Source organism: Photobacterium sp. CCB-ST2H9, assembly GCF_023151555.2.
GTDB lineage: Bacteria > Pseudomonadota > Gammaproteobacteria > Enterobacterales > Vibrionaceae > Photobacterium.
Genome location: NZ_CP100426.1, coordinates 156,101 through 177,666 on the forward strand (window position 1 = coordinate 156,101; position 21,566 = coordinate 177,666).

The window sequence follows — 21,566 nt, forward strand, 5'->3', positions numbered from 1 at the left end:
CAGGAGGCTGAATGCAAACGCTGGAAAATAAGATCCCCCCGCTTTTGGTGATGGGGATAATCGCGATCATCATGGGTTTGCTCGCACCATATCTGCCATCAATGGCGTTGGGCACCGTCCCATCGACGAGCATTGCTTTGCTGATTGCAATTTTTGGCTGCTGGTTTGCCGTTTCTGGTGTCAAAGAATTCAGAAAAAGTCAGACGACAATGGATCCACGACAGCCGGAAAAAGCCTCTGAGCTGGTTGTTTCTGGGGTTTACCAGCGTTCCCGGAATCCGATGTATGTTGGATTTGCAAGCCTGCTGGTGGCACAGGCCGTTTTCCTTCAGTCACCTTTTCTGATTTTCGGGGTGATCGCTTTTATTCTTTATATGAATCGTTTTCAGATCCTGCCCGAAGAGCGTGCGATGATTCAGTGCTTTGGAGAAAAGTATTTACGATATCAGATGACGGTCAGACGATGGCTGTAAGGGGAGTGCATGATGACTGGAAAGATGCTCTCTGGAGATAGGGCTGTATTTCAGCAGCCCTGAATATCAGTGCGCTCAGTTTTGAACGCTCAGAATTGTGATTGGTTTAAATCCGGATTTCCCACACCAGGTTTCAATGGGTTCTTTGGGGAAAATATTTGCTGTTTTCTTTCCGGTCGACATCATGTACATCGATAAAGAGAGAAAGTGGTCAAACTTCTTTTCTCCCACAACGCTTTTTTGAACCAGATACCAGTCTCCCCCGCTCATTTTTAATGCAAAGTCTTCAGCACAATAATAGATTTGTTCGATGGTCTGATTCGCCCCGGTATTTGCAAAAGTAAGTGGGGAAAGAAGGCTTAAAGCCATCACAAACGTCATTTTTTTAAACAGAGATAACCTTGCTTCTCCTTTGTCTGTAAATATTAATTTGAGGATATTTCATGAGTCAGCTTGTCTGAAAAAATTTGAATGATAAACGACTATTTTGATTTCATGAATGGAGGTTCGTCATATCATGATCAATGATTTAATATTCTTGAAAATGAGGGAGGAGAGTTACAGTTTATTTCTGGCTGTCGTTTTTATTACATGACCACTTTTAATATTATCAATTACAGGTGCATACAATCTAATTTAAATCGACTCGCAATTTTTCAGACATCTCTCCGGTTTGTTTCTTACCCTGCCAGACTCCTTAGTGCATATCATGCAACTGGAGAAAAAATAATCATGAAAAAGTTAATCACGTTAGTGGCTTTATCTTATCTCACAAGTCAGGCTGCATTCGCACACGACTTGTATCCGGCGGTTGCGGGTTCATCCGTACCGCAACAAATCAAACAACAGGGTATTCAGGTTCAGACGGTGGTATCTGATGCCGATTTTGTGTTCAGACCTTATCAGCATCCATTTGACGCCAGCACTTTCTTTGAGACTTATGCGCCGAACTGGTTGTCGCTGGAAGAAACGTTAATGCATTGGAGTGGTGCAACGGGTGTTGATCCGCGAGTCATTCTGGTGACCCTGCAGTTATCGGAACAGTGGGAGCCGGAGTCTGAAATCACTGACGCTGAAGTGACGCATATCAAAGCCGCAATCAAACGGATCGCGAATCATCTTTCACAGTATTTTTATCGCTATGACGCAGACACGAAGCTGCCCGCGAATGCTTCGACACTTGCGATTCTCAGCACTCTGAACGACAGTCAGCTGGCGCCGGCATGGTCAAAACAATATATCGCATGGTTTGGTGAACCAGCACCAGCGCTTGAGAGTCAGGCCAGCCATGCTGAAGCAAGGACGCTGAATGCGGTTGCGCCTCCTTATGGTTTCATGCAAATGCCCTGGCGCCAAGGGTATAACTGGGTGCCGAATGGCCCGCATGCGCACAGCGGTTCTGGCTTCCCGCTATCTTCGATTGATGTGTCCTACGACTGGCCATCCTGGGGTGGGGCAACCTACAGTGTGACAGCCGCGCATGATGGATACGTCACTGTGCTGTCCCGTTGTCAGGTCCGTGTAACCAATTCCAATGGCTGGGGAACCAACTATTACCACATGGACGGAATTCTGGTCTCGAACGGACAGTGGGTGAGCAAGAACACCAAACTTGGTGTCTATGCCAGCCAGAAATCGGTTGCGCTGTGCGAAGGCGGTTCATCAACCGGACCGCACCTGCATTTCTCACTGCTATATCAGGGACGTTTCCAGTCCATGCAAGGCAGCAGTTTCGGGCCGTATCAGGTGCAAACCGGACGTTACAGCTACGACGATAATTGTAACTACAGCTGGCTGGTGGATAAGCGCAGCAACCAGAAAGTGTGCTTCTGGAATCGGATTGATAACCCGGCGATGTGACAGGCTATTTCAGCTATCGTGGCAACAAAACGGGCATCGGAATATCTTGAAGGTGTCTGTACGTCAGATAGACGGGGCGGAAGTCGTGCCCCGTTTAAGCCTTTTGCTACAGACAGGTGATGTACTCTCTCGAAGAGAAAATCAGAGGCAGAGATTGAGATAAGAGAAAATGGCGTATCGTCGATTGTTTTGACCGGGAAACCAGCTTCAGCCATCCATATTTTTATCTGCGACCCATACCCCTGCTTTTGCGGATTTCACCAGCTGTGACACAGGTAATGGCTTAAGGTGATTTAGTTTTCGTCGAAAAATCCAATGCATCAGAAAATGAAAAGTGAAGGGGGAATCCCCTCGGGACCAAAATAGGTTTCGCTAACCGGGCTCAGACCTACGTTAAATCGCAAGGAATATGCATTGAGTCATTCAGCGCCATCGTCTCCATCAACGCCTAAATCAAAGTTAATGGAAGTGCTTGGAGAGATTTTTTCTGCATCGACCGAAGTAAACTCAGCAATGAAATGAATGACCTCAGACTCTGTATTCATGCCATATCTCCCTGCTGCCAGACCGGAAAAGTGTAGTTCAGTTTACCGATGGCGATAAAGAATATGAAGTCGGCAGGTGGGCTGTTTCAGTCTGATCACAAGAGGTGATAACGGTGATTGAAAATCAGTCTGGCGGTTTGACAGATGACGCTGAAATAAAATCCCCCGGCATTGCCAGGGGATGTATTTCTTATTTCTTCAGCGTTTTCGGTGCGCTGGTCCGGTTACGGATGGCACGTTGTAAACGCATCCGGCGCTCAGCAGCAGACTGATCCGGGTTGTTGGTACGGCTTTTACGATCCCGGTATGCCGCTTTGGTGCTCAGTTTTTCGATCAGAGCATCGCGTTTCGCCGGCTCGTAGCCTTCCAGAAGCACCCGGCGGATACGTTGCTTGATAATCTTTTCTACCTGCAACAGAGTCAGTTCTTCTTCGCGGCTGACGAAGGAAACCGCATGGCCCTGCTGTCCGGCACGTCCGGTCCGGCCGATCCGGTGGACATAGTCTTCTGCCAGGAATGGCATGTCATAGTTCACGACATGCGGCAGACCCTGGATATCCAGTCCACGGGCAGCAACTTCTGTGGCAACCATCACCCGGGCCTTGCCTGTGGTGAATTCTTCCAGTGCACGGCGGCGGGCACTTTGCGCTTTATCCCCATGACAAATCACGGCTTTGATGCCGTCCAGTTTCAGTTCCTGGACCAGCTCATTGGCTGTTTCTTTGTAGTTGACGAAAACCAGAACCTGCTGCCAGTTCTTTTTACCGATCAGTTCAGACAGCAATTCGCGTTTCCGATCTTCATCAACCGGGTAGACAACATGCGCAACGGTTTCTGCGGTTGAGTTTTCCGGAGTCACCGAAATACGTTTTGGCTTTTGCAGAATTTCTCCGGCCAGCTTGTTCATCATGCCGGAGAAGGTCGCGGAGAACAGCATCGTTTGCGGATGTCCCTGGATGCCGCTCATTATTGTGCGAATATCGCCGATAAAGCCCATATCCAGCATCCGGTCGGCTTCGTCGAACACCAGAAATTCCAGGTTCGCCAGAGACACATTACCCAGCTCGATATGTTCCAGCAGGCGGCCAGGTGTGGCAACCAGGATATCGACACCAGTTTCCAGCAGTTTTTCCTGACTGGACATTTTTTTGCCGCCAAAAACAGCAAGTACTTTTAAGTCGAGGTACTGACTGTAATCAGAAATATTGCGTGCAATCTGTTCTGCCAGTTCACGGGTTGGCGCAAGCACCAGTGCCCGGGTACTGAATCCTTTACGTGGTTTCGGCTGGTCCGCAATGCGCTGAATGATTGGCAGAGAAAAGGCAGCCGTTTTGCCCGTACCAGTCTGGGCATTCGCCAGAATATCTTCGCCGCGACGGGCAGCAGGAATCGCTTTCTGCTGAATAGGGGTCATTTTTTCATAACCGCACTCATCCAGTGCGCGAACAATTTCCGGAGCAAAATTTTGTGAAGCAAAAGACATCTTAGATTCCTACAGACGGTATACCGAACGAAACAACCTTCAGGTTAGATGATTCCGTTTGGTATGACAGACCAAAACCGGGGATTATAGAGCAATAATTATCGTCTGTGGCAGCAGATTTGCGTATTGGCTGAAAATTTAAGCGGAAGTCGTGAAAACTGGCCGGGCATCCCCCGGCCATCATCAGGCTTGCAGCAGCAGAGGAGGATTGTCTGTAATGATGATATCAACGCCCCATTGATAAAACTGATCAACGAGCTCTGGCTGATTCATGGTCCAGATATGCAGATCCAGCCCCGCTTGTTTAATCTGGTTCGCCAGCGGAGCATTCAGTAAATGGTAATCCAGATGCACGCTGAAGAGTTCAAGCTGATCGGCTAAAGCAAAGAGATTCTTGGGCAGCTTCTCGCAAATCAATCCTCTGCGAATATGCGGCATCAGTTTCTGACAATGTGATACGGCATCTGCAGAAAAACTGGAAAGCACCAGTTCATCGGCTGAAATACCATTGCTGGCAATGGTATGTGCGACTTGCTGAACCAGAAGTTCAGTTTCATGGTCGTCGTGAACTTTGATTTCAAGGTTCAGATTCAACCCGTACTCATGGCAGGCATTGAGCGCTTCGTCCAGCGTCAGAATCCGCTCATGGGTAAACTGAGGTCCAAACCAGCTGCCGGCATCCAGCGCTTTCAGTTGGGCAAGATCGAGTTCCCGCACTTTTCCGCGGCCATCGGTGCAGCGGTTTACTTTTGCGTCATGGAACATGACCGGAATAAGGTCAGCACACAGTTGGGTATCCATTTCAACCCACTGAATGTGGCTTCTGGCTGCTTCCTGCAGCCCGGCAAGTGTATTTTCTGGAGCCAGCGCAGCGGCTCCGCGATGTCCGGAAATCATAAGTATTCTGTACCGTTGAAATCAATAAGGCCGGAGAAACAGGATCATTGAACCTGAAGTATGCGCCTGAAATATAACAGTTCGATGACGAAATGGAAGTGCGTGTCTCAGCGCCCGACCGTGGCGCTGCCCACATAGCTTCCCAGTTTGACAAAGTATCGCTGGTTACAACTGCTGCACTGAAATTTGTGGCTGTTTTTGTGGACAATTTTGTCGAAAAAAGACCGGCGAATTCGCTGAGGCACACTTTTGCTTTTGCAGTGAGGGCACATAAGCATCACCTTTTTTATGAAACGATGGTCGCATTTTAGGTGACCAATTGAGATTTTCTGAGAGATGAATCACAAAACATTGTTGCATATTAAGCATGATGTTATTTAAATACCTGCATACCGAGCAAATAGTATTCAGGTTGTCAAAAGAGCGTCAGGCATTATCAAGATCTGTGAAAGCGAGTCAGGAAGTGTGATACGATGCGCCCACTTGATGACTGCGGCAGCCTGCCCCCTGTGAACAGCGGTTCCCCGGCTTGCGCAATAATGATGAAAAAATGAGGAATTTCAGTATGAAGCTGACTGTGCTGGATCAGGCATTGTTTGACCACTTGTATCGTGACATTCGAGAGTTTCGCACGACGTTTGATCTGGACATTGAGAGTCCGTCGACTCTGAATGAGCAAATGGATCAGCTGCATACTTCACTGGCAGTGGAAGAGCTGACCGAACTTGCAGAAGCAGATTCTCTGGTTGAGCAGGCTGATGCAATTGTGGATTCAGTTTATGTACTGATGGGTCGTCTGGTGCATCTGGGTCATGCACAGCTCGAAGAAAACCTCGGTGTCAGTTATATGATTGATTTGCTGCTGCAGATTGCACAGCGTCTGAATATTGATTTTGTACCATGCTGGGATGAAGTTCATGCCAGTAACATGAGTAAAGTCTGCCGGAATGAGCAGGAATTTTCTGAAACTCAGGCTTACTATGCCAAGCAGGGCGTTGAGATTACGGGCAGTCAGAAAGGGGATTACATCATTGCGAAGTGCGCAAAAGATGTTGAACTTGAAGATAAAGTGATCAGAAAAGGTAAGGTATTGAAATCTGTATACTATCGCCCGGCTAATCTGGTGAAAATTGTAACTAACTAATAACACTTTTTCATTATTCCTTGATCCCTGCGGCATTGCGGGGATCGTCTGAAAGACTCCTGCTGGACAGGCTTCGCACTGTTGACCGAACGCTTTACACTACCTTTTTTAATCTGATGAATGTTGCTTATGCTCCGACGAAATGTCGCTGATCCTCAGCACTCAGGCGCGCTGTCGCGACAGCTTTTTTCCATGACCTGGCCGATGATGTTCGGCGTCCTCTCCCTGATGAGTTTTCAGCTTGTCGACAGTGCCTTTATCGGCCAGTTAGGCGTTCTGCCTTTGGCAGCCCAGGGTTTCACTCTGCCGATGCAGATGATCATCATCGGCCTTCAGGTCGGATTGGGCATTGCGACAACAGCGGTGATTTCCCGGGTGCACGGCAGCGGGGATGAGAGACGTGCCCGGCAACTGGGCGGTCTGGTTGTCCTGACTGGCGCTGCCATTGTTGCTTTGATAGGGGTTTGCATCTGGCTGTTGCGTGGCCCGATTCTGACACTACTGAGCGCCCCAAGTGATGTATGGCCTTTGATTGACGCCTATTGGCCCTCATGGCTGATCAGCAGCTGGTTTGGCGCCATGGTGTATTTTGCATACAGTTTGTGCCGGGCAAATGGCAATACTGTGCTGCCCGGTATCATGATGGTTGTGACCAGTGTGCTGAATATGATTCTGGATCCCATTTTCATTTTCACTCTGGATTTGGGGCTGGTTGGAGCGGCACTGGCAACGATCGTGGCATTTGGGATCGGGATGCTGGTGATGTTTCCGGCTGTGATTCACCGTCATTGGATGACGTTCAACTGGTGCGGGCTGAATATTCTCAGTTCCGTCAAAGAACTCATTCACATTATGGCACCGGCCATGCTCAGCCAGTTGATGCCGCCACTGGCTTCCATGCTGGCGACAAAACTGGTGGCTGGTTTTGGAGCCGCGGCGGTTGCTGCCTGGGCTCTGGGCTCCCGACTGGAATTCTTTTCGATTGTTGTGGTTCTGGCGCTGACGATGTCTTTGCCGCCCATGGTTGGCAGGTCTCTGGGTCGTCAGGATATGCCTGCCATCACCACGCTGATCAGACTGGCGGTGAAGTTCGTCTTCATCTGGCAGCTAGGGATTGCAGCTGTTCTCCTTGCCCTGTGTTTCTGGTTACCGACATTACTCAGCAGTGACCCATCAGTCCGTGAAATACTTACGCTTCACCTTCAGTGGGTGCCCGTGAGTTTGGGACCTTTGGGGGTCTGTATGCTGATGGTTTCCGTCAGTAATGCGCTGGGCATGCCAATGCGTGCGCTGGTGATTTCCTGCCTGCGGCTGTTTGCCTGTTTTCTGCCGTTGATCTGGCTGGGAGCATTAATGGGCGGCATCAAAGGTCTGTTTATTGGCGCGATGTTTGGTAATCTTGCCGCCGGTATTATGGCCTGGCTCTGCTTCCAGCAGGGCATGCACCGGGTGGTAGCGAAGTTCACACCGCGGGTGATGGCAGAATCAAACGGATAAAAACGAATCTAACCTGGAGTAATCATGAGCGGTATTTTTCCGGCAAACAGACAGCGTTTTCAAGGGATCAGTTATCTGGATATCGGACAGGGACAAGTGCTGGTTCTGGGGCATGCTTTTCTTTGGGACAGCGGGATGTGGGCACATCAGCTCGAGCGTCTCAGCCAGCATTTCCGCTGTATTGTGCCAGACTTTTGGGGGCATGGTGAGTCAGAACCGGCGCCTGCGGCCAGTGCGACTTTAGCCGGTTATGCGCAGGCGGTGTGCGGGCTGCTGGATCATCTTGAAATTGAAACGGTTGGTTTGATTGGTCACTCAATGGGTGGCGGCTGGGCCATTGAACTTGGTGTTCAGGTACCGGCCAGAGTCAGGGCACTCGTCCTGATGGATAGTTTCGCCGGCCTGGAACCGGAAGTCGCGAACCTGAGATATCAGGCAATGCTGCGTGAGGCCGGGGACAATTTAAGTTTCAGTTCCGCAATGATTGATACATGGACATCATTGCAGTTCGGTCATGATGCAGAAAATTTACATCCAGAGCTTGTTGCATCGTTTCGCCGCAGGCTGGAAAGCTGTCAGGGAGAGCAGGTGACTGCTTTAGCGCAGGCGGGGAGAATGTGGTTTGGCCGCCGGGACAGCTTTGAGGATGCAGAAATGTTTGCGCTCCCTTGCCTGCTGATGGTCGGAGCTGAAGATCGCATTCGCACTGTGCTGGAGTCCAATCTCATGCATGACGGAATGACAGGCAGTCAGCTTCAGGTCATTCCCCGTGCCGGGCATTTATGTCCGCTGGAGCAGCCTGAAATCGTGACAGAAGGGCTGTTGAACTTTTGTCAGAAAGTGATGGCATAACAAGATCATACAAAGGAATGAACATGCTAGGGATGGTCATCCGGCTTTTTCCGCTTTGGGCCGTTTTGTTGTCGGGATATGCCATGGTATATCCGGCTTTTTTTATTGAGATGAAAACGGCAATTGTGCCCTTGCTGACGGTTGTGATGCTGACCATGGGGTTAACGCTGAAGCCGTCAGACTTTCTGGATGTGGTGAAGAAAAAGCGGGCGGTGAGTGTCGGTGTGTTGCTTCAGTTCACTGTCATGCCCATGGTGGCTATCGTGGTCAGTCTGGCGCTAGGGTTTAATCCTGAACAGACCGTGGGCATGGTGCTGGTGGGCAGTGTTGCCGGGGGAACCGCATCCAATGTTATCTGCTATCTTGCGAAAGGCGATGTCGCGCTTTCGATCTCCATGACCGCGATTTCAACTTTACTGGGGGTGTTTCTGACGCCTGTGCTGACCGGCGCTCTGGCCGGGCTGAGTGTTGAAGTTCCCATGGGGGCGATGCTGCTGAGTCTGGTGAAAATTGTCCTTTTGCCTGTTTTGGGCGGGGTGCTGCTGAACCGTTATGCTTCAGGTGTCACGACCCGGCTGGCTCCGGCGCTTCCTTTGCTGTCTGTATTTGCAATTGTGGTGATTATTGCGATTGTGGTGGCACTGAATGCAGGCAGTCTGGTACATGTCGGACCGGTGATGGCACTGGCTGTCGTTCTTCACAACAGCATTGGTCTCGCTGCTGGTTATTTCGCTTGCCGCCTGCTGGGTTTTAATGAAACCATCAGCCGGACGATTGCGATTGAAGTGGGGCTACAGAATTCTGGTCTGGCAACAGCATTGGCCATGAAGTTTTTCAGTCCGGTTGCAGCGATTCCGGGAACCCTGTTCTCTATCTGGCACAATATTTCCGGTTCTCTGCTGGCGGCATACTGGTCGAAAAGCAGGGCGGATAAATCTGCCGGGCAACTCGCAGGTTAAAATTGCGGGATAAAAGAAGACGGGCATCGCGGATAATGTGGCAAATGGCAGGATAAATCTCTCCGTTGTGCACTGACATCGTCAGTGCACTCTGTTTCCTTTCTCGTACTGTTCGTCATTTCGTTATTCGCAATGCTTTCCAGCCATGAATTCCGCCTTCTATTTTATGTTGTGATGTACGAATGCGTACAGATGACAGCTGGTACTCTGAAATCAGATAGGGTAGAAAGACATCCTGTATCGATAATCTATGTGACAGTGTCACTATTCAATGTGGGGAAGATCTGGAAATGCAATCGACACATCGCGCTCTGATGGTTCAGGGGACAACTTCAGATGCAGGAAAAAGTGTATTGGTTGCCGGTTTATGCCGGGTTCTGGCCAGAAAAGGGATTCAGGTCGCGCCATTCAAACCACAGAATATGGCGCTGAACAGCGCTGTGACGGCTGATGGCGGGGAAATTGGCCGAGCGCAGGCGGTACAGGCGTTTGCCTGTGGGATTGAGCCTACGGTGGATATGAATCCGGTCCTGTTGAAACCAAACACGGATACCGGCGCCCAGGTCATTGTTCAGGGCAAAGCCGTACAAGACATGGATGCTATCGGCTATCAGGGTTACAAAAAGTTTGTGCTTCCCTCGATTCTCGATTCGTTTTCCCGTTTACAGCAAGATTTTGACACCGTCCTGATTGAGGGGGCGGGCAGTCCGGCAGAAATTAATCTGCGTGAAAATGATGTGGCAAACATGGGGTTTGCTGAAGTGGCGGATGTGCCAGTCATCATTGTGGCGGATATTGATCGCGGCGGGGTTTTCGCGCATTTGTACGGGACGCTGGCATTGCTATCTGGGTCAGAACAGGCGCGGGTGAAAGGCTTCGTGATTAACCGCTTCCGGGGGGATATTTCGCTGCTGCAGTCCGGACTGGACTGGCTGGAGGAGAAGACCGGGAAACCGGTGCTGGGTGTTTTACCTTATTTACACGGTTTAATGCTTGAAGCTGAAGATGCCATTACGGTCGAACAGGTGACTAAGGTTGCCAGGCCGTTGCAGGTTGTTGTTCCGGTACTGACTCGGATCAGCAACCATACTGATTTTGATGTGCTGCGGATGCACCCGCAGGTGAATGTGCATCTGGTGGGCAAAGGGCAGCCTTTACCAGCGGCTGATCTGATAATTCTTCCCGGCACAAAAAGTGTCCGGAGTGATCTGGCTTACCTGCGTGAACAGGGCTGGGATCGGCAGATTGAACGCCATTTGCGTCTGGGCGGCAAAGTAATGGGGATCTGCGGGGGTTATCAGATGCTGGGTAAACTGGTTGCAGATCCCAACGGACTTGAAGGCGATGCGGGTCAGAGCCCGGGGCTGGGGTATTTACCGGTTCAGACAGTGCTGGAGCCGGAAAAACAGCTGAAGCAATCCCGGGGAACGTTAACGTTGCCGGGGCAGGCGCCGGTTCGAGTGTGTGGTTACGAGATTCATGCCGGGGTAACTTCGGGTGTCAGCGCTGATGCTGCCCCTGTCCTGCTGGAGACGCAATCAGGACCTGTGAATGAGGGGGCTGTGGGTCTACAGGGACAGGTCTTCGGAACTTATCTGCATGGCGTATTTGATTTGCCGGAAGCCTGCAATGCGATCCTGACCTGGGCCGGGCTGTCTGACAGCCAGACACCGGATATGGCGCAAATCAAGGCAGAGAATATTGAAAGGCTGGCTGATGCCATTGAATCGCATATGAATTTGGCCGCAATCTGGCCGGAGTGGCAATCTGTTTTTGAATCAGCAGAAAAGTAAATTAAATCAATCTGCTGCATATGCGTGAAAGCTTAGTAAATCATGAGGATGAACAGAGAAAAATCTGCACAGAATTCCAGGTTTGTATGATCAGTCGTCTGGGACATACAAAATCAGGCTGAAAGTCAGCGACTCAGGCTGTAATTCATTTTCAATTACCGTTTGCACATGCCGGTTGAAGGCGATAAGTTAAATGGCTGTTGGAGTAGATGATCGGCCTGATACTGACCATATCAGGCCAGCACATGTTAATTGGAAGTAAGCAGTATGCATAAAACAGACGACGTAAGAATTAAAGAAATTAAAGAATTATTACCGCCAGTGGCTGTGCTGGAGAAATATCCGGCAACTGAAAATGCGTCTGAGACCGTATTTCAGGCCCGTCGAGCGATTCATGATATTTTGAATGACGAAGATGACCGCCTGCTTGTCGTTGTCGGTCCGTGTTCAATTCACGATCCAAAAGCTGCGCTTGAATATGGCTCCCGCCTGAAGGAACTTCGCGAAGAACTGAAAGATCGTCTGGAAATTGTGATGCGGGTTTATTTTGAAAAACCACGCACCACGGTCGGCTGGAAAGGTTTAATCAACGACCCATACATGGATGACAGCTTCCAGCTGAACGATGGCCTGCGGATGGGACGTAAACTGCTGCTTGATCTGACCGATATGGGCATGCCGACGGCGGGTGAGTTTCTGGATATGATCACGCCACAGTATATGGGCGACCTTATCAGCTGGGGTGCGATTGGTGCCCGGACGACTGAGTCTCAGGTGCACCGCGAGCTGGCTTCTGGTCTTTCCTGTCCGGTTGGCTTCAAGAACGGAACGGACGGAAATATTAAAATTGCCACGGATGCGATTGGCTCTGCCAGCGCGCCGCACCATTTCCTGTCAGTGACGAAGTTTGGCCACTCTGCGATTGTTTCAACAGCTGGTAATGAAGATTGCCATATTATTCTGCGGGGCGGGAAAGAACCGAATTACAGCGCATCGCATGTTAATGCTGTGATTGAACAGTTGGAACAGGCAGGTCACCGCCAGAAAGTGATGATCGATTTCAGCCATGCCAACAGCCTGAAACAATACAAACGTCAGATGCTGGTTGCTGAAGATGTCGGCGAGCAAATTGCTCAGGGTAATCAGGCAATCTTCGGCGTCATGATTGAAAGCCATCTGGTGGAAGGTCGTCAGGATATTGTTGACGGAAAAGTCGAGACTTACGGCCAGAGTATTACCGATGCCTGTATTGGCTGGGAAGATACTGAGCAAGTTCTGCGTGAACTGGCTGATAAAGTGGCGCAGCGTCGTCAGAGAGCCTGATCTGATTTTGTGATTGTAAAGCGAGGAATTGACCGGTTCCTCGCTTTTTTATTGTTGTCAGCCCCGCGATGGCGGGTATTGTGCAAACATTTCTCCGACCTGTTCCTGAATAAAACTCTGCCGTGCTGACGGCGTCATGCTTTCTGACAGTTGCCGACGGGAAATCGAACGCCAGATCACTTTATTTGTTTTATTATCAATCAGCTCGACGATCAGTTTGCCGTAGGTATATTCACGAAAACGTACCGGCGTTGAATAGGCAATACTGCTGTATCGGTAACCCACACCAAATCCGACGGATGTGCCGTATGAATCGAAATCCGTCATTTCCCGGATGTAAGGATTTACGGTCAGATCAGCCTTTCCCTCACCCTCAGCGGGTTGCAATCCTTTATAACGTAACTCTCGTTTGATGGTTTCTTCCAGTCGATCCTTATCAAGGCTGACAATCGAGGATTGAGGCACTTCGGCGAACTGATAAGTGTGATACTGGCTGAAGTCCACGCTGGCATTGTAATCAGTCGCAACTTTAGCGCTGCATCCGCCCAGCAGAATCAGGAAACAGGGAACAAGGCTCAGTAAGGCTCGCATATCATTTGTCCTCGTTGTCCGAAGGTTATTTGAACGGTACCCGCCGGATATCCGTACAGTTATCGTTTGTTTTGAGTATAGCGTTTCCGCCGATTCTATAATCAAGGCACTGAGACAGTCGTGACAGGAGTAACGCATGAGATGCGCTTTCGTTTGCCTTGGCGTGGCACTGTTCATGGCTGGGATACTGGCGCATCAGCTGTTTGCGGCTGATGAACGGCACCATCACCCGTCGATGGATATCATCAGCCTTTCCCGTGATTTCATCCGGCAGACGACTGTCATACAGCTAAGTTCCCCAAAAGAGTCACCACAAGAATCCATGCGAGAGTCCTGGCGAGAGTCACTCCGGGCAGATGCGCCCGAAGATTCCCTCATCCCTGGAGTGCTGATTCATCCGGTGGAGGGTTATATTGAGTTTGAGCGTGCCTGGTGTTTTTCAACGCGATACTCAGATGAAGACTATCAGGCGCAGATAAGCGTACTCTGCCATCGGCTGGATGGGCGAATGCGAGGGGAGTGGTGTGCGGAAAACGTATCAGAGAATGCGCTTTTCAGTGCATCGTTCGGGACAGAGGGCTCAGCGTGTCAGGCTGGCGGCATCATTGCTGTGATTCATGCGTATCAGCCATTGTACTCATCACAGGACAAAAAATGGCAGTCTTTTGCAACCATCATGGGTTTTCAATAATCGCATCTGACTCAGAAGCTGAGTTTGTGAAATACCGGGATGTTTTTTTTCATTCTGTCTGTACACTTAACTGGACTGACCAGATATTTCACAAGGATGTAACATGACAAACTGGCAACGCCTGAAAATCACAGAAAGTGAGGGGATTGTAACGGTAGCACTGAACCGGCCGGAAAAGCTGAATGCACTGGATATTCTGATGTTCCAGGAGCTGGATAAAGTCAGCCGCTTGCTTCGGACACGCAAAGACATCCGGGCCGTGATTGTGACCGGAGAAGGCGGAAATTTCAGCAGTGGGCTGGATGTGAAAAGTGTGGCAACTTCGCCGAAAAAGGTACTTGGTTTGCTGAAAAAATGGCTGCCGGGGAATGCGAACCTTGCGCAGCGTGTGTCCAGAAACTGGCGACTGATTCCTGTGCCGGTTATTGCGGTGATTGAAGGACGTTGTTATGGGGGCGGTACACAGATTGTACTGGGAGCCGATTTTCGGTTCACGACCCCGGACGCAGAGCTTTCGATTATGGAAGTCCGCTGGGGGCTGGTGCCCGACATGGCAGGTTTGTTGTCGCTGCGTGAACTGGTTGCCAAGGATGTCGCCATGAAGCTGACCATGACCGGAGAAATTATTTCCGGGGAACGGGCACAGCAGTTAGGTCTGGTGACAGAAATCCACAATGATCCCTTGAGTGCAGCGCAGACATTTGCGTATCAGCTGTGTCAGGCATCCCCGGATGCCATTGCAGCCATTAAGTCCACGACAAACAAGAGCTGGGTCCGGAGCGAACGAGCTTTGCTTGCCAAAGAAACCTTCAGTCAGCTACGGCTGATCCTGGGGAAAAATTTCAAAATTGCCGGTATTCGTCAGCGCAATAATCCTGACAGGGCTTATCAGAAGCGCCAGTCTTTTTGGTAAATCAACAACTTTTCCTTATCTTGTGATATCAACAGGCTTATACTTTTTAAATGAAGATATGGAGGAAAGCCTGTTGGATCAAAGTGATAAAGATGCCATCAATTTTATTGGCGCTGTCGTTGTTGTCTGTTTTGTTGTACATGTCCTGAATATGCTGATGGGCGGATATCTGATGGATTACGGTCTTCTGCCCAGACATGTCACACATTCTATTGGTCTGGTGGCTTATCCGTTCATTCATGGTTCCTGGGCGCATTTATTCAGCAATATTGTATCTTTTGCGGCGCTGGGATATCTGGTGTCGCGTTCAGGTGTTTCCCGGTTAATGGCCGTATTTCTGATCAGCTGGGCCATCAGCGGAGCCGGCGTCTGGTTATTCGGACGAATGCACTATCATATTGGTTTAAGTGGCATTATTTACGGGCTCTGGGCATATTTACTGGTGTACGCATTATTACGCCGAAGCATTAAGTCGATTGTCATTGCGATCATTGTGATGTTTTTTTACGGTTCGATGCTCGCGGGGATCATTCCGGCACACAGCTGGATCAGTTACGAAAGCCACTTGTTTGGTGTCATCGGTGGTGCATTTGCAGGTTACGTGTTTGCCAGACGTGATAAACAACGTGCGCTGGCAAATGTAGAACAATGAGGGGAAAAGATATGTTGATTACTTTTCACAGCAAAGCCAGTGCCAACATTACGATGTTTGGTCATGTCGCGAAACAGCTGCTGCATATGATGGGGTATTGCGAAAACGTCCCGGGCATTATTGATGTTGAAGACGTGCCCAAAGCCCTTGAAAACCTGCAGAAATCGCTGGTGGTGGCAAAGGCACAGGAAGACGCGCAACATGCCGCGGAAGCGGACAAAGAAAAGGATCCCTGGGATGATGCTGAGCCTGATATCAGTATGCTGACACGGGCGAGACCTCTGATCGAAATGCTCGAGGCAGCGATCGAGGAAGAATGCACTGTGATGTGGGAATCAGACAGCTAAGCGATTCAGTGGCTAAGCATTCAACGGCTAAGCATTTAACGGTATAGCTACTCAATGACATAGCTACTCAACGACATGAAGCGGAGCAAAGGGATCGTCATCCGGATCATTTCGCCAGAGATATTCGGCATCGATTGCCACTTTCCGGGCCGCTTCTTCGCCAACGAGGAAAGTGATCAGTCCCAGCGTCATATCAAGTCCTGCCGCCGTACCGGATGAAGTAAAGGTATTTTCATCCTGTACCCATCGGGCGACAGGGCGCCAGAGTACACGGCTGTTCAGTTCACTTACCCAGTGATACTGATGTTTATTTGTTGTTGCTGATTTCCCATCCAGTAATCCAGTCTGTGCCAGCAGCGCGGAGCCGGTACAGACAGCACAATGGATCCGGGTCTTTCTGCCCTGATGCCGCAGCCACTGAATAAGCTGCGCATTTCCCAGCCCGGCTTTGACACCACTTCCGCCCGGCACCAGGAGCACATCACAGAACATGTCATCTTTGAAGCTGGCATCCGCAACGACTTGTACCCCTTGCTGACTGGCAACAGCTAAACCATTTTGTGAGATCAGGGTAATACTGACATCATCTTCAAGTCCGCATAACAGGGTAATCGGCCCACTGACATCAAGCAGGTTAAAACCGGGAAATAAGGGAATCACTATACTGAGTTCGCGCTGTTTGTCAGGGGCAAGGGCTTTTGTCATTACTTTGCTTCTTTCATTCAGGGTTTACTTACCGTAAAGCATAGTTCTTCAGCCGCTTATTCAAAAAATTCGGTTCGTGAACCGCGTGATATTCGTTAAGCTAAGACTGACTTTTGAGCCAACTATACAGAAGACGAAGATGGTCCGACTCTCGATTCGAAGCTATTCTCTGGAAATGCGTGCTCACGCGCATGACTATCATCAGCTGGTGTTTCCTCTGGCAGGAAACATCACCATGGAAATGTCTGATTTCAGGGGAAAGGTTGGGCCAGGGCAGTGTATTGTCATTCCGGCAACAAGTCGCCACGGGTTTAAAGCTGATGAAAAAAGCCGTTTTCTGGTGGCAGACACAGAGCGCCTGCCAGCAGAGATGTTGCAATTGCCAAGATCGCTTTTTACGGTTTCTCCGGAGTTAGCCGCATATTGTCATTTTCTGGATTTACAACTGTCTCGGTCTGCGCAACCGGAACTGGTGCAAAGTCTGTCGGTCTTGTTTACCGGCTTATTGGCGGATCAGAAGATGAATGTCGTTCGTGACCTTCGTATTGCCCGGGTTGTTGAAGCGCTGAACCGGGATATCAGTCTGTCTCCGCCACTGAGCGAACTGGCTGCTTTGGCCTGCCTGAGCCTGAGTCAGTATAAGGCATTGTTTAAGGCGCAACTCGGGATGACAACGGGTCAGTATCTGCAACAGCAACGGATGCAGAAAGCCAGAGCACTGTTGTCTCATTCTGATTTGCCTGTTTCGCATATCGCAGAGCAGGTTGGCTTCAGCGACCTGTCTGCGTTCAGCCGCCGCTTTTCTGCGCACTGGGGCGAGACACCGCGACAGATCCGTCACCGTTAGGCCTGCAGATACTTCTGATTCAACTCCGGCTTTTCAAAAGAGTGAATCGGCTTTTGGGCAAAATCTGAAATACCTGTCTGCGTTATGCTGTTGGCAGTTAACAACATAGAAATCAATACGGAGTGGTGATGTTGATTGAATGGCAGGATTTTGAAAAAGTCGATTTACGGGTAGGGCAGATCGTCGCAGTAGAAGCATTCCCTGAAGCCAGAAGGCCCGCATATAAGCTTTTTCTGGACTTCGGTCCGGATATTGGTCAGCGAAAAAGCAGTGCTCAGATTACAGACTTGTATGAGGCAAACGAATTGATTGGCAAGAAAGTCATGGCAGTCGTGAATTTTCCGGCCAAGCAGATTGGCCCGTTTATGTCGGAATGTCTGGTCACCGGTTTTTATCGGGACGATGGTGCTGTGGTTTTGGCAGTGCCGGATCAGGACATTCCGGTTGGCGCGCGGCTGGGCTGATGTGCGTTGCCGTTCGGCGGGCAAAGCTGCCCGCTGATGGTGGAAACTTACTGAGAATGAATATGGCCAAGGTAAAGCTGTGTGTCGTATTCAAATGCGATGCGCCCGTTGACCTGATAAGTCTGATGTAATTGAGTGAGTGAACGGATAAGTTGAGTGTAATGGGCGGAGCCTTCCTGAGGGCAGTATGAAACCGAACGGACCCGGCCAATCAGTGCCTCCAGATCCATGCTTTGGCTGTTGTCAAAGGAAAGGCGTTTCATTTCACCCGCCGCAAAGAACTGACTGATATCGTTATCGCTCAGGTTCATGTGGTTCACCCGGGCATAATCTGGACTGAATTGTCGAAGCATGGCGTCGTATTCTTGCTGAAGTGGTGATGTCAGCCGACGCCTGTTCCAGATCAGAGCCAGATAAGCATCCGGTTTTGCAATGCGCTGAAATTCAAGCCGGGTTTCTTCGTTACAAAACCAGTGAAAGGATTGGGCGGCAGTAATGAGGTCAACCGAGTGATCCGGTAAGCTGATATGTTCTGCCGGCGCTTTGAGGCTGGTGTAACCGGGTTCTCCGGACAATAACTCGTCCGCAGTCTGTCGCATGGCATCATTGGGTTCAACAGCACAGACCTGAAGCCCCCTGTCCAGTAAGAGGCGGGTGAGGATCCCTGTACCGGCTCCGACATCTGTAACTGAAGACCGTTGATCTACCCCTGTGATTGTCAGAAGTGCTGTGATCACCTCCTGAGGATATCCGGGGCGGTACTTCTGGTAATCGTCTGCTCTGTCTGAAAAGCGTTCTGTCGGTTGCGTCATTCTTCTCGTCCCTGAGTGATTCTCATGTTACTGATTCAACTGTAGTATTTGCTCCGGACGGTCAAACAGATATTCAGGGTGTTCGAGTTCCAGTTCTTTCTGCGAGCCATAACCCCAGAGTACCCCGGCCGATTGCAGGCCATTGTGATGGGCTGCGCTCATATCTACGGCCCGGTCACCAATCATGACGGCGTGCTGGGTAATGGTGTACCGCTGCCGCAGCCCTTCCAGTTGTTGCCACTTTTCAATGCCGATATCACCGCCGTTAATGAATTCGAAACAGCTGTCCAGTTCAAATAACGTCAGGATTTTTTTTGCAAAGTCGGCACGCTTGGAAGTACAGATCCCCATTCGGACGCCCTGATCGTGCAGGGTCAGCAGCGTTTCTTTGACGCCGTCATAGAGGGTATTTTCGGCATATCCCATGTCTGCGTACCGCTCACGATATTTAGCGACCAGGCTGGCGATAAATGGTTTCTCGTGCGTTTGCGTCAGTGCGATGAAGGTTTTATCCAGCGGCGGGCCAATGTGAGCCGCAATTGTTGCTTCCGGCAGCTCGGGCAGATCATGATGGGATAAGGCGTAATTGAATGATTTGACGATTCCCTCCCTGGGGTCACTGATCGTACCGTCCAGGTCGAACACCAGATGGTCGTGTTTCATGTTCATCTCCTTGTGAGGTCTGTTAGGAACCGGATGTATTTAGTCCCAACATGAGGGTCAGGCCAAATAAGGTCCAGTCATTGATAATATGAGCGCCTGTGGATACCCAAATACTTTTGGTTTTTATGTAAGCCAGTGATAAACAGAGTCTGGCTGTTCCAATCACCAGCAGACACTGTACGAGATTCCAGTCATAGGTTGGTAAATGGGCCAGACCAAAGCACACCGCAGTGATAAACCATGCCAGGATCACGGACTGGCTCCGCGATAGTGCGCCATGCGTGTAAAAGGCATACATCAGCGCAAGAAAAGGCAGGATGGTAAAAACTTCTTCTCCAAACAACTGGGGCAGCGTTTTGAGAAAAAACAGAAATCGTTCAAAGGTGCCGGCATCTGCCAGGTGAGCCATCGCCTGATTGGGGTTGGCACTGTAGAGTTTCAGCACAAGCAGCCCAACTACCACACTGACGATGACGTTGAGGAAGCCGATGAGGAGCATCCACTTCAGATGATTACGGGTCACAGGCCGGAAAATAGCACGCCAGTGCGTTGGTGTGATTTTGGACAGACAGAACAGAGGTATGGCAAAAAACAGGATTGCAGGGATAAATTGTCCGAAGGGTGTCGAGAATAAAGGCAAAGGCGCGATGAGCACAGCAAAACCGGCTAACACGGACAGTAGGATCATCCCCCACAACACCGGCCGGATCGCTGTCGGCTGGTTATTGTAAAAAGGAAAATCATCTTTGGATGAGCCATTGAAAGCCTGATTCATCGCTGTCCTTCTTATGAATTTGAGTGCGCATGATTGTAGATGAAAAGAGAATACTGGTCATGAATCCGTGTAATGGGCTACAGTGGCAATACATTTGATTCATCAGGATATTCTCATGCCTCTTCTCGACTGCGTGGAAGTGAACCCCAGAGTAAAACCAACAGCGTCGGTCATCTGGTTACACGGGCTCGGCTCGAACGGACACGATTTTGAAGCCATACTGCCTGAATTAAAGTTACCTGCAAATGCACCGGTTCGCTTTATTTTTCCACATGCCCCTTCAATGCCTGTGACAGTGAACGGCGGCATGGTGATGCCTGCCTGGTACGATATTCTGGAAATGGGCATCGGTCGTAAACTGGACAAAGCCCAGTTGCTTGAATCATCACAAAAGATAGCCGGATTGATTGATCGCGAGCGTGCCCGTGGGATTGCCAGTAACAGAATCATCCTGGCCGGATTTTCTCAGGGCGGCGCAGTGGCATATCAGACCGCGTTGACGTATCCGCACCCGCTGGCAGGTCTGCTGGCTCTGTCGACGTATTTCCCAACGTCCAGACGCATTGAAGTTTCACCTGCCAATCAGCATCTGCCTATCGAAGTGATGCATGGCAGTTATGATCCGGTTGTATTGCCGTCGTTAGGGAAAGATGCAGTCGATGATTTGGAAGCGCTCGGATTTCATCCGCACTGGCGTCTGTACCCGATGGAACATCAGGTATGCATGCAGCAAGTCAAAGACATCGCGGCCTGGCTGAAGCATACCCTGCAAATTCAATGATGATTGATGTATTCCCGGCTGTCGCTATGGCAGCCGGATTATTTTCCTGCCACTTTGCCAGCCAGTAATCCTTGCAGCTTGTAGATGTTGGTTTTGCTGCCAAATTCCATACCTAATGGCTCATGCTGGCCCGAGACCCAGATTTTCAGCTCTGCATCCAAATCAAAATTCCCGGTTGATTCCACCAGGAACATGGTGATGGATTTGTACGGAATTGAACGGTACTCCACTTTCCGGCCTGTCATTCCTTGTTTATCGATCAGGATCAGGCGTCGGTCAGTCAGGATCAGCATGTCCCGAATCAGTTTATAGGCCAGCTCGATCTCCTCACCGGGGCCGAGGATGGCACTGAGTTCTTCAGTGGCTTCCTGATTTTCCATTTCACCTGCATTACCAAGTAGCTTATCCAGAAGTCCCATGTCATTTTCCTTAAATATCAGTGTGCTCACGCGAGGTGAGGAATATGTGACGTGGTTTAAACAATACGCGCCTTTGTCAG

Annotated in this window: 25 protein-coding genes; 15 read left to right on the forward strand and 10 right to left on the reverse strand. The window is 49.9% G+C overall.

The features are described from left to right. Positions 1 to 11 precede the first annotated feature (11 nt). The gene (locus tag L4174_RS17205; RefSeq protein ID WP_248142685.1) at positions 12 to 473 is read left to right on the forward strand and encodes an isoprenylcysteine carboxylmethyltransferase family protein; all 462 of its coding nucleotides are present in this window, start codon (positions 12 to 14) and stop codon (positions 471 to 473) included. Positions 474 to 548: 75 nt separating this feature from the next. Here L4174_RS17205 and L4174_RS17210 read toward each other — a convergent pair whose 3' ends face one another. Further along, a complete protein-coding gene (locus L4174_RS17210) occupies positions 549 to 842 on the reverse strand; it encodes a hypothetical protein (protein ID WP_248142684.1) in 294 nt (97 codons plus the stop codon). 363 nt (positions 843 to 1,205) lie between these two features. Here L4174_RS17210 and L4174_RS17215 point away from each other — a divergent pair, with 363 nt between their 5' ends. Then, positions 1,206 to 2,333, forward strand: a complete 1,128-nt coding sequence (locus tag L4174_RS17215; RefSeq protein ID WP_248142683.1) for a M23 family metallopeptidase — start codon at positions 1,206 to 1,208, stop codon at positions 2,331 to 2,333. Between the two features lie 419 nt (positions 2,334 to 2,752). Here L4174_RS17215 and L4174_RS24050 read toward each other — a convergent pair whose 3' ends face one another. From L4174_RS24050 to L4174_RS17225, 3 genes are all read right to left on the reverse strand, one after another. Then, a complete protein-coding gene (locus L4174_RS24050; RefSeq protein ID WP_256549386.1) occupies positions 2,753 to 2,878 on the reverse strand; it encodes a hypothetical protein in 126 nt (41 codons plus the stop codon). Between the two features lie 190 nt (positions 2,879 to 3,068). Continuing rightward, the gene (locus tag L4174_RS17220; RefSeq protein WP_248142682.1) at positions 3,069 to 4,361 is read right to left on the reverse strand and encodes a DEAD/DEAH box helicase; all 1,293 of its coding nucleotides are present in this window, start codon (positions 4,359 to 4,361) and stop codon (positions 3,069 to 3,071) included. A 183-nt stretch (positions 4,362 to 4,544) separates the two neighbouring features. Next, complete coding sequence (locus tag L4174_RS17225) at positions 4,545 to 5,258, reverse strand: glycerophosphodiester phosphodiesterase family protein (protein ID WP_248142681.1); 714 nt, start codon at positions 5,256 to 5,258, stop codon at positions 4,545 to 4,547. Between the two features lie 565 nt (positions 5,259 to 5,823). Here L4174_RS17225 and L4174_RS17230 point away from each other — a divergent pair. From L4174_RS17230 to aroG, 6 genes are all read left to right on the forward strand, one after another. After that, complete coding sequence (locus L4174_RS17230) at positions 5,824 to 6,402, forward strand: nucleoside triphosphate pyrophosphohydrolase family protein (protein WP_248142680.1); 579 nt, start codon at positions 5,824 to 5,826, stop codon at positions 6,400 to 6,402. 129 nt (positions 6,403 to 6,531) lie between these two features. After that, positions 6,532 to 7,899: an MATE family efflux transporter gene (locus L4174_RS17235; protein ID WP_248142679.1), complete on the forward strand. Its 1,368-nt coding sequence runs from the start codon at positions 6,532 to 6,534 to the stop codon at positions 7,897 to 7,899. 24 nt (positions 7,900 to 7,923) lie between these two features. Further along, positions 7,924 to 8,751, forward strand: a complete 828-nt coding sequence (locus L4174_RS17240) for an alpha/beta fold hydrolase (RefSeq protein ID WP_248142678.1) — start codon at positions 7,924 to 7,926, stop codon at positions 8,749 to 8,751. Between the two features lie 23 nt (positions 8,752 to 8,774). Then, positions 8,775 to 9,710, forward strand: a complete 936-nt coding sequence (locus tag L4174_RS17245; RefSeq protein ID WP_248142677.1) for a bile acid:sodium symporter family protein — start codon at positions 8,775 to 8,777, stop codon at positions 9,708 to 9,710. 290 nt (positions 9,711 to 10,000) lie between these two features. Then, positions 10,001 to 11,503 carry a cobyric acid synthase gene (locus L4174_RS17250; protein ID WP_248142676.1) on the forward strand — a complete coding sequence of 501 codons (1,503 nt, stop codon included), beginning with the start codon at positions 10,001 to 10,003 and terminating at the stop codon, positions 11,501 to 11,503. A gap of 267 nt (positions 11,504 to 11,770) precedes the next feature. Further along, positions 11,771 to 12,826: a 3-deoxy-7-phosphoheptulonate synthase AroG gene (gene aroG, locus L4174_RS17255; protein WP_248142675.1), complete on the forward strand. Its 1,056-nt coding sequence runs from the start codon at positions 11,771 to 11,773 to the stop codon at positions 12,824 to 12,826. A 57-nt stretch (positions 12,827 to 12,883) separates the two neighbouring features. Here the strand turns inward: aroG and L4174_RS17260 are convergent, their stop codons facing one another. After that, positions 12,884 to 13,417: a DUF4136 domain-containing protein gene (locus tag L4174_RS17260; protein ID WP_248142674.1), complete on the reverse strand. Its 534-nt coding sequence runs from the start codon at positions 13,415 to 13,417 to the stop codon at positions 12,884 to 12,886. Between the two features lie 136 nt (positions 13,418 to 13,553). On the opposite strand from L4174_RS17260, the gene L4174_RS17265 reads away from it, so the two are divergent. The 4 genes from L4174_RS17265 (at position 13,554) to L4174_RS17280 (ending at position 16,020) form a co-directional block, all read left to right on the forward strand. After that, complete coding sequence (locus L4174_RS17265) at positions 13,554 to 14,108, forward strand: hypothetical protein (RefSeq protein WP_248142673.1); 555 nt, start codon at positions 13,554 to 13,556, stop codon at positions 14,106 to 14,108. Between the two features lie 103 nt (positions 14,109 to 14,211). Beyond that, positions 14,212 to 15,021, forward strand: coding sequence for a crotonase/enoyl-CoA hydratase family protein (locus L4174_RS17270; protein WP_248142672.1), 810 nt, complete (start codon positions 14,212 to 14,214; stop codon positions 15,019 to 15,021). 73 nt (positions 15,022 to 15,094) lie between these two features. Next, complete coding sequence (locus L4174_RS17275; protein ID WP_248142671.1) at positions 15,095 to 15,673, forward strand: rhomboid family intramembrane serine protease; 579 nt, start codon at positions 15,095 to 15,097, stop codon at positions 15,671 to 15,673. An 11-nt stretch (positions 15,674 to 15,684) separates the two neighbouring features. Next, positions 15,685 to 16,020, forward strand: a complete 336-nt coding sequence (locus L4174_RS17280) for a DUF1840 domain-containing protein (protein ID WP_248142670.1) — start codon at positions 15,685 to 15,687, stop codon at positions 16,018 to 16,020. A 63-nt stretch (positions 16,021 to 16,083) separates the two neighbouring features. Here L4174_RS17280 and L4174_RS17285 read toward each other — a convergent pair whose 3' ends face one another. After that, entirely contained in the window at positions 16,084 to 16,725 is a 642-nt protein-coding gene (locus L4174_RS17285) for a DJ-1/PfpI family protein (RefSeq protein WP_248142669.1), read from the reverse strand. A gap of 139 nt (positions 16,726 to 16,864) precedes the next feature. Here L4174_RS17285 and L4174_RS17290 point away from each other — a divergent pair, with 139 nt between their 5' ends. Next, positions 16,865 to 17,572, forward strand: a complete 708-nt coding sequence (locus tag L4174_RS17290; protein ID WP_248142668.1) for an AraC family transcriptional regulator — start codon at positions 16,865 to 16,867, stop codon at positions 17,570 to 17,572. Between the two features lie 128 nt (positions 17,573 to 17,700). Continuing rightward, complete coding sequence (locus L4174_RS17295; protein WP_371929422.1) at positions 17,701 to 18,036, forward strand: tRNA-binding protein; 336 nt, start codon at positions 17,701 to 17,703, stop codon at positions 18,034 to 18,036. A gap of 47 nt (positions 18,037 to 18,083) precedes the next feature. On the opposite strand, the gene L4174_RS17300 is transcribed toward L4174_RS17295, so the two are convergent. The 3 genes from L4174_RS17300 to L4174_RS17310 are packed head-to-tail and all read right to left on the reverse strand — an operon-like array spanning position 18,084 to position 20,286. Beyond that, positions 18,084 to 18,848 (reverse strand): class I SAM-dependent methyltransferase, encoded by a 765-nt coding sequence (locus tag L4174_RS17300; protein ID WP_248142666.1) that lies wholly within the window; start codon positions 18,846 to 18,848, stop codon positions 18,084 to 18,086. A gap of 27 nt (positions 18,849 to 18,875) precedes the next feature. Continuing rightward, positions 18,876 to 19,511, reverse strand: a complete 636-nt coding sequence (locus L4174_RS17305; RefSeq protein WP_248142665.1) for an HAD hydrolase-like protein — start codon at positions 19,509 to 19,511, stop codon at positions 18,876 to 18,878. A 22-nt stretch (positions 19,512 to 19,533) separates the two neighbouring features. Further along, a complete protein-coding gene (locus L4174_RS17310; protein ID WP_248142664.1) occupies positions 19,534 to 20,286 on the reverse strand; it encodes a CPBP family intramembrane glutamic endopeptidase in 753 nt (250 codons plus the stop codon). Positions 20,287 to 20,401: 115 nt separating this feature from the next. Here L4174_RS17310 and L4174_RS17315 point away from each other — a divergent pair, with 115 nt between their 5' ends. Continuing rightward, complete coding sequence (locus L4174_RS17315; protein ID WP_248142663.1) at positions 20,402 to 21,067, forward strand: alpha/beta hydrolase; 666 nt, start codon at positions 20,402 to 20,404, stop codon at positions 21,065 to 21,067. 38 nt (positions 21,068 to 21,105) lie between these two features. Here the strand turns inward: L4174_RS17315 and L4174_RS17320 are convergent, their stop codons facing one another. Then, positions 21,106 to 21,486 carry a PH domain-containing protein gene (locus L4174_RS17320; RefSeq protein ID WP_248142662.1) on the reverse strand — a complete coding sequence of 127 codons (381 nt, stop codon included), beginning with the start codon at positions 21,484 to 21,486 and terminating at the stop codon, positions 21,106 to 21,108. Positions 21,487 to 21,566 lie beyond the last annotated feature (80 nt).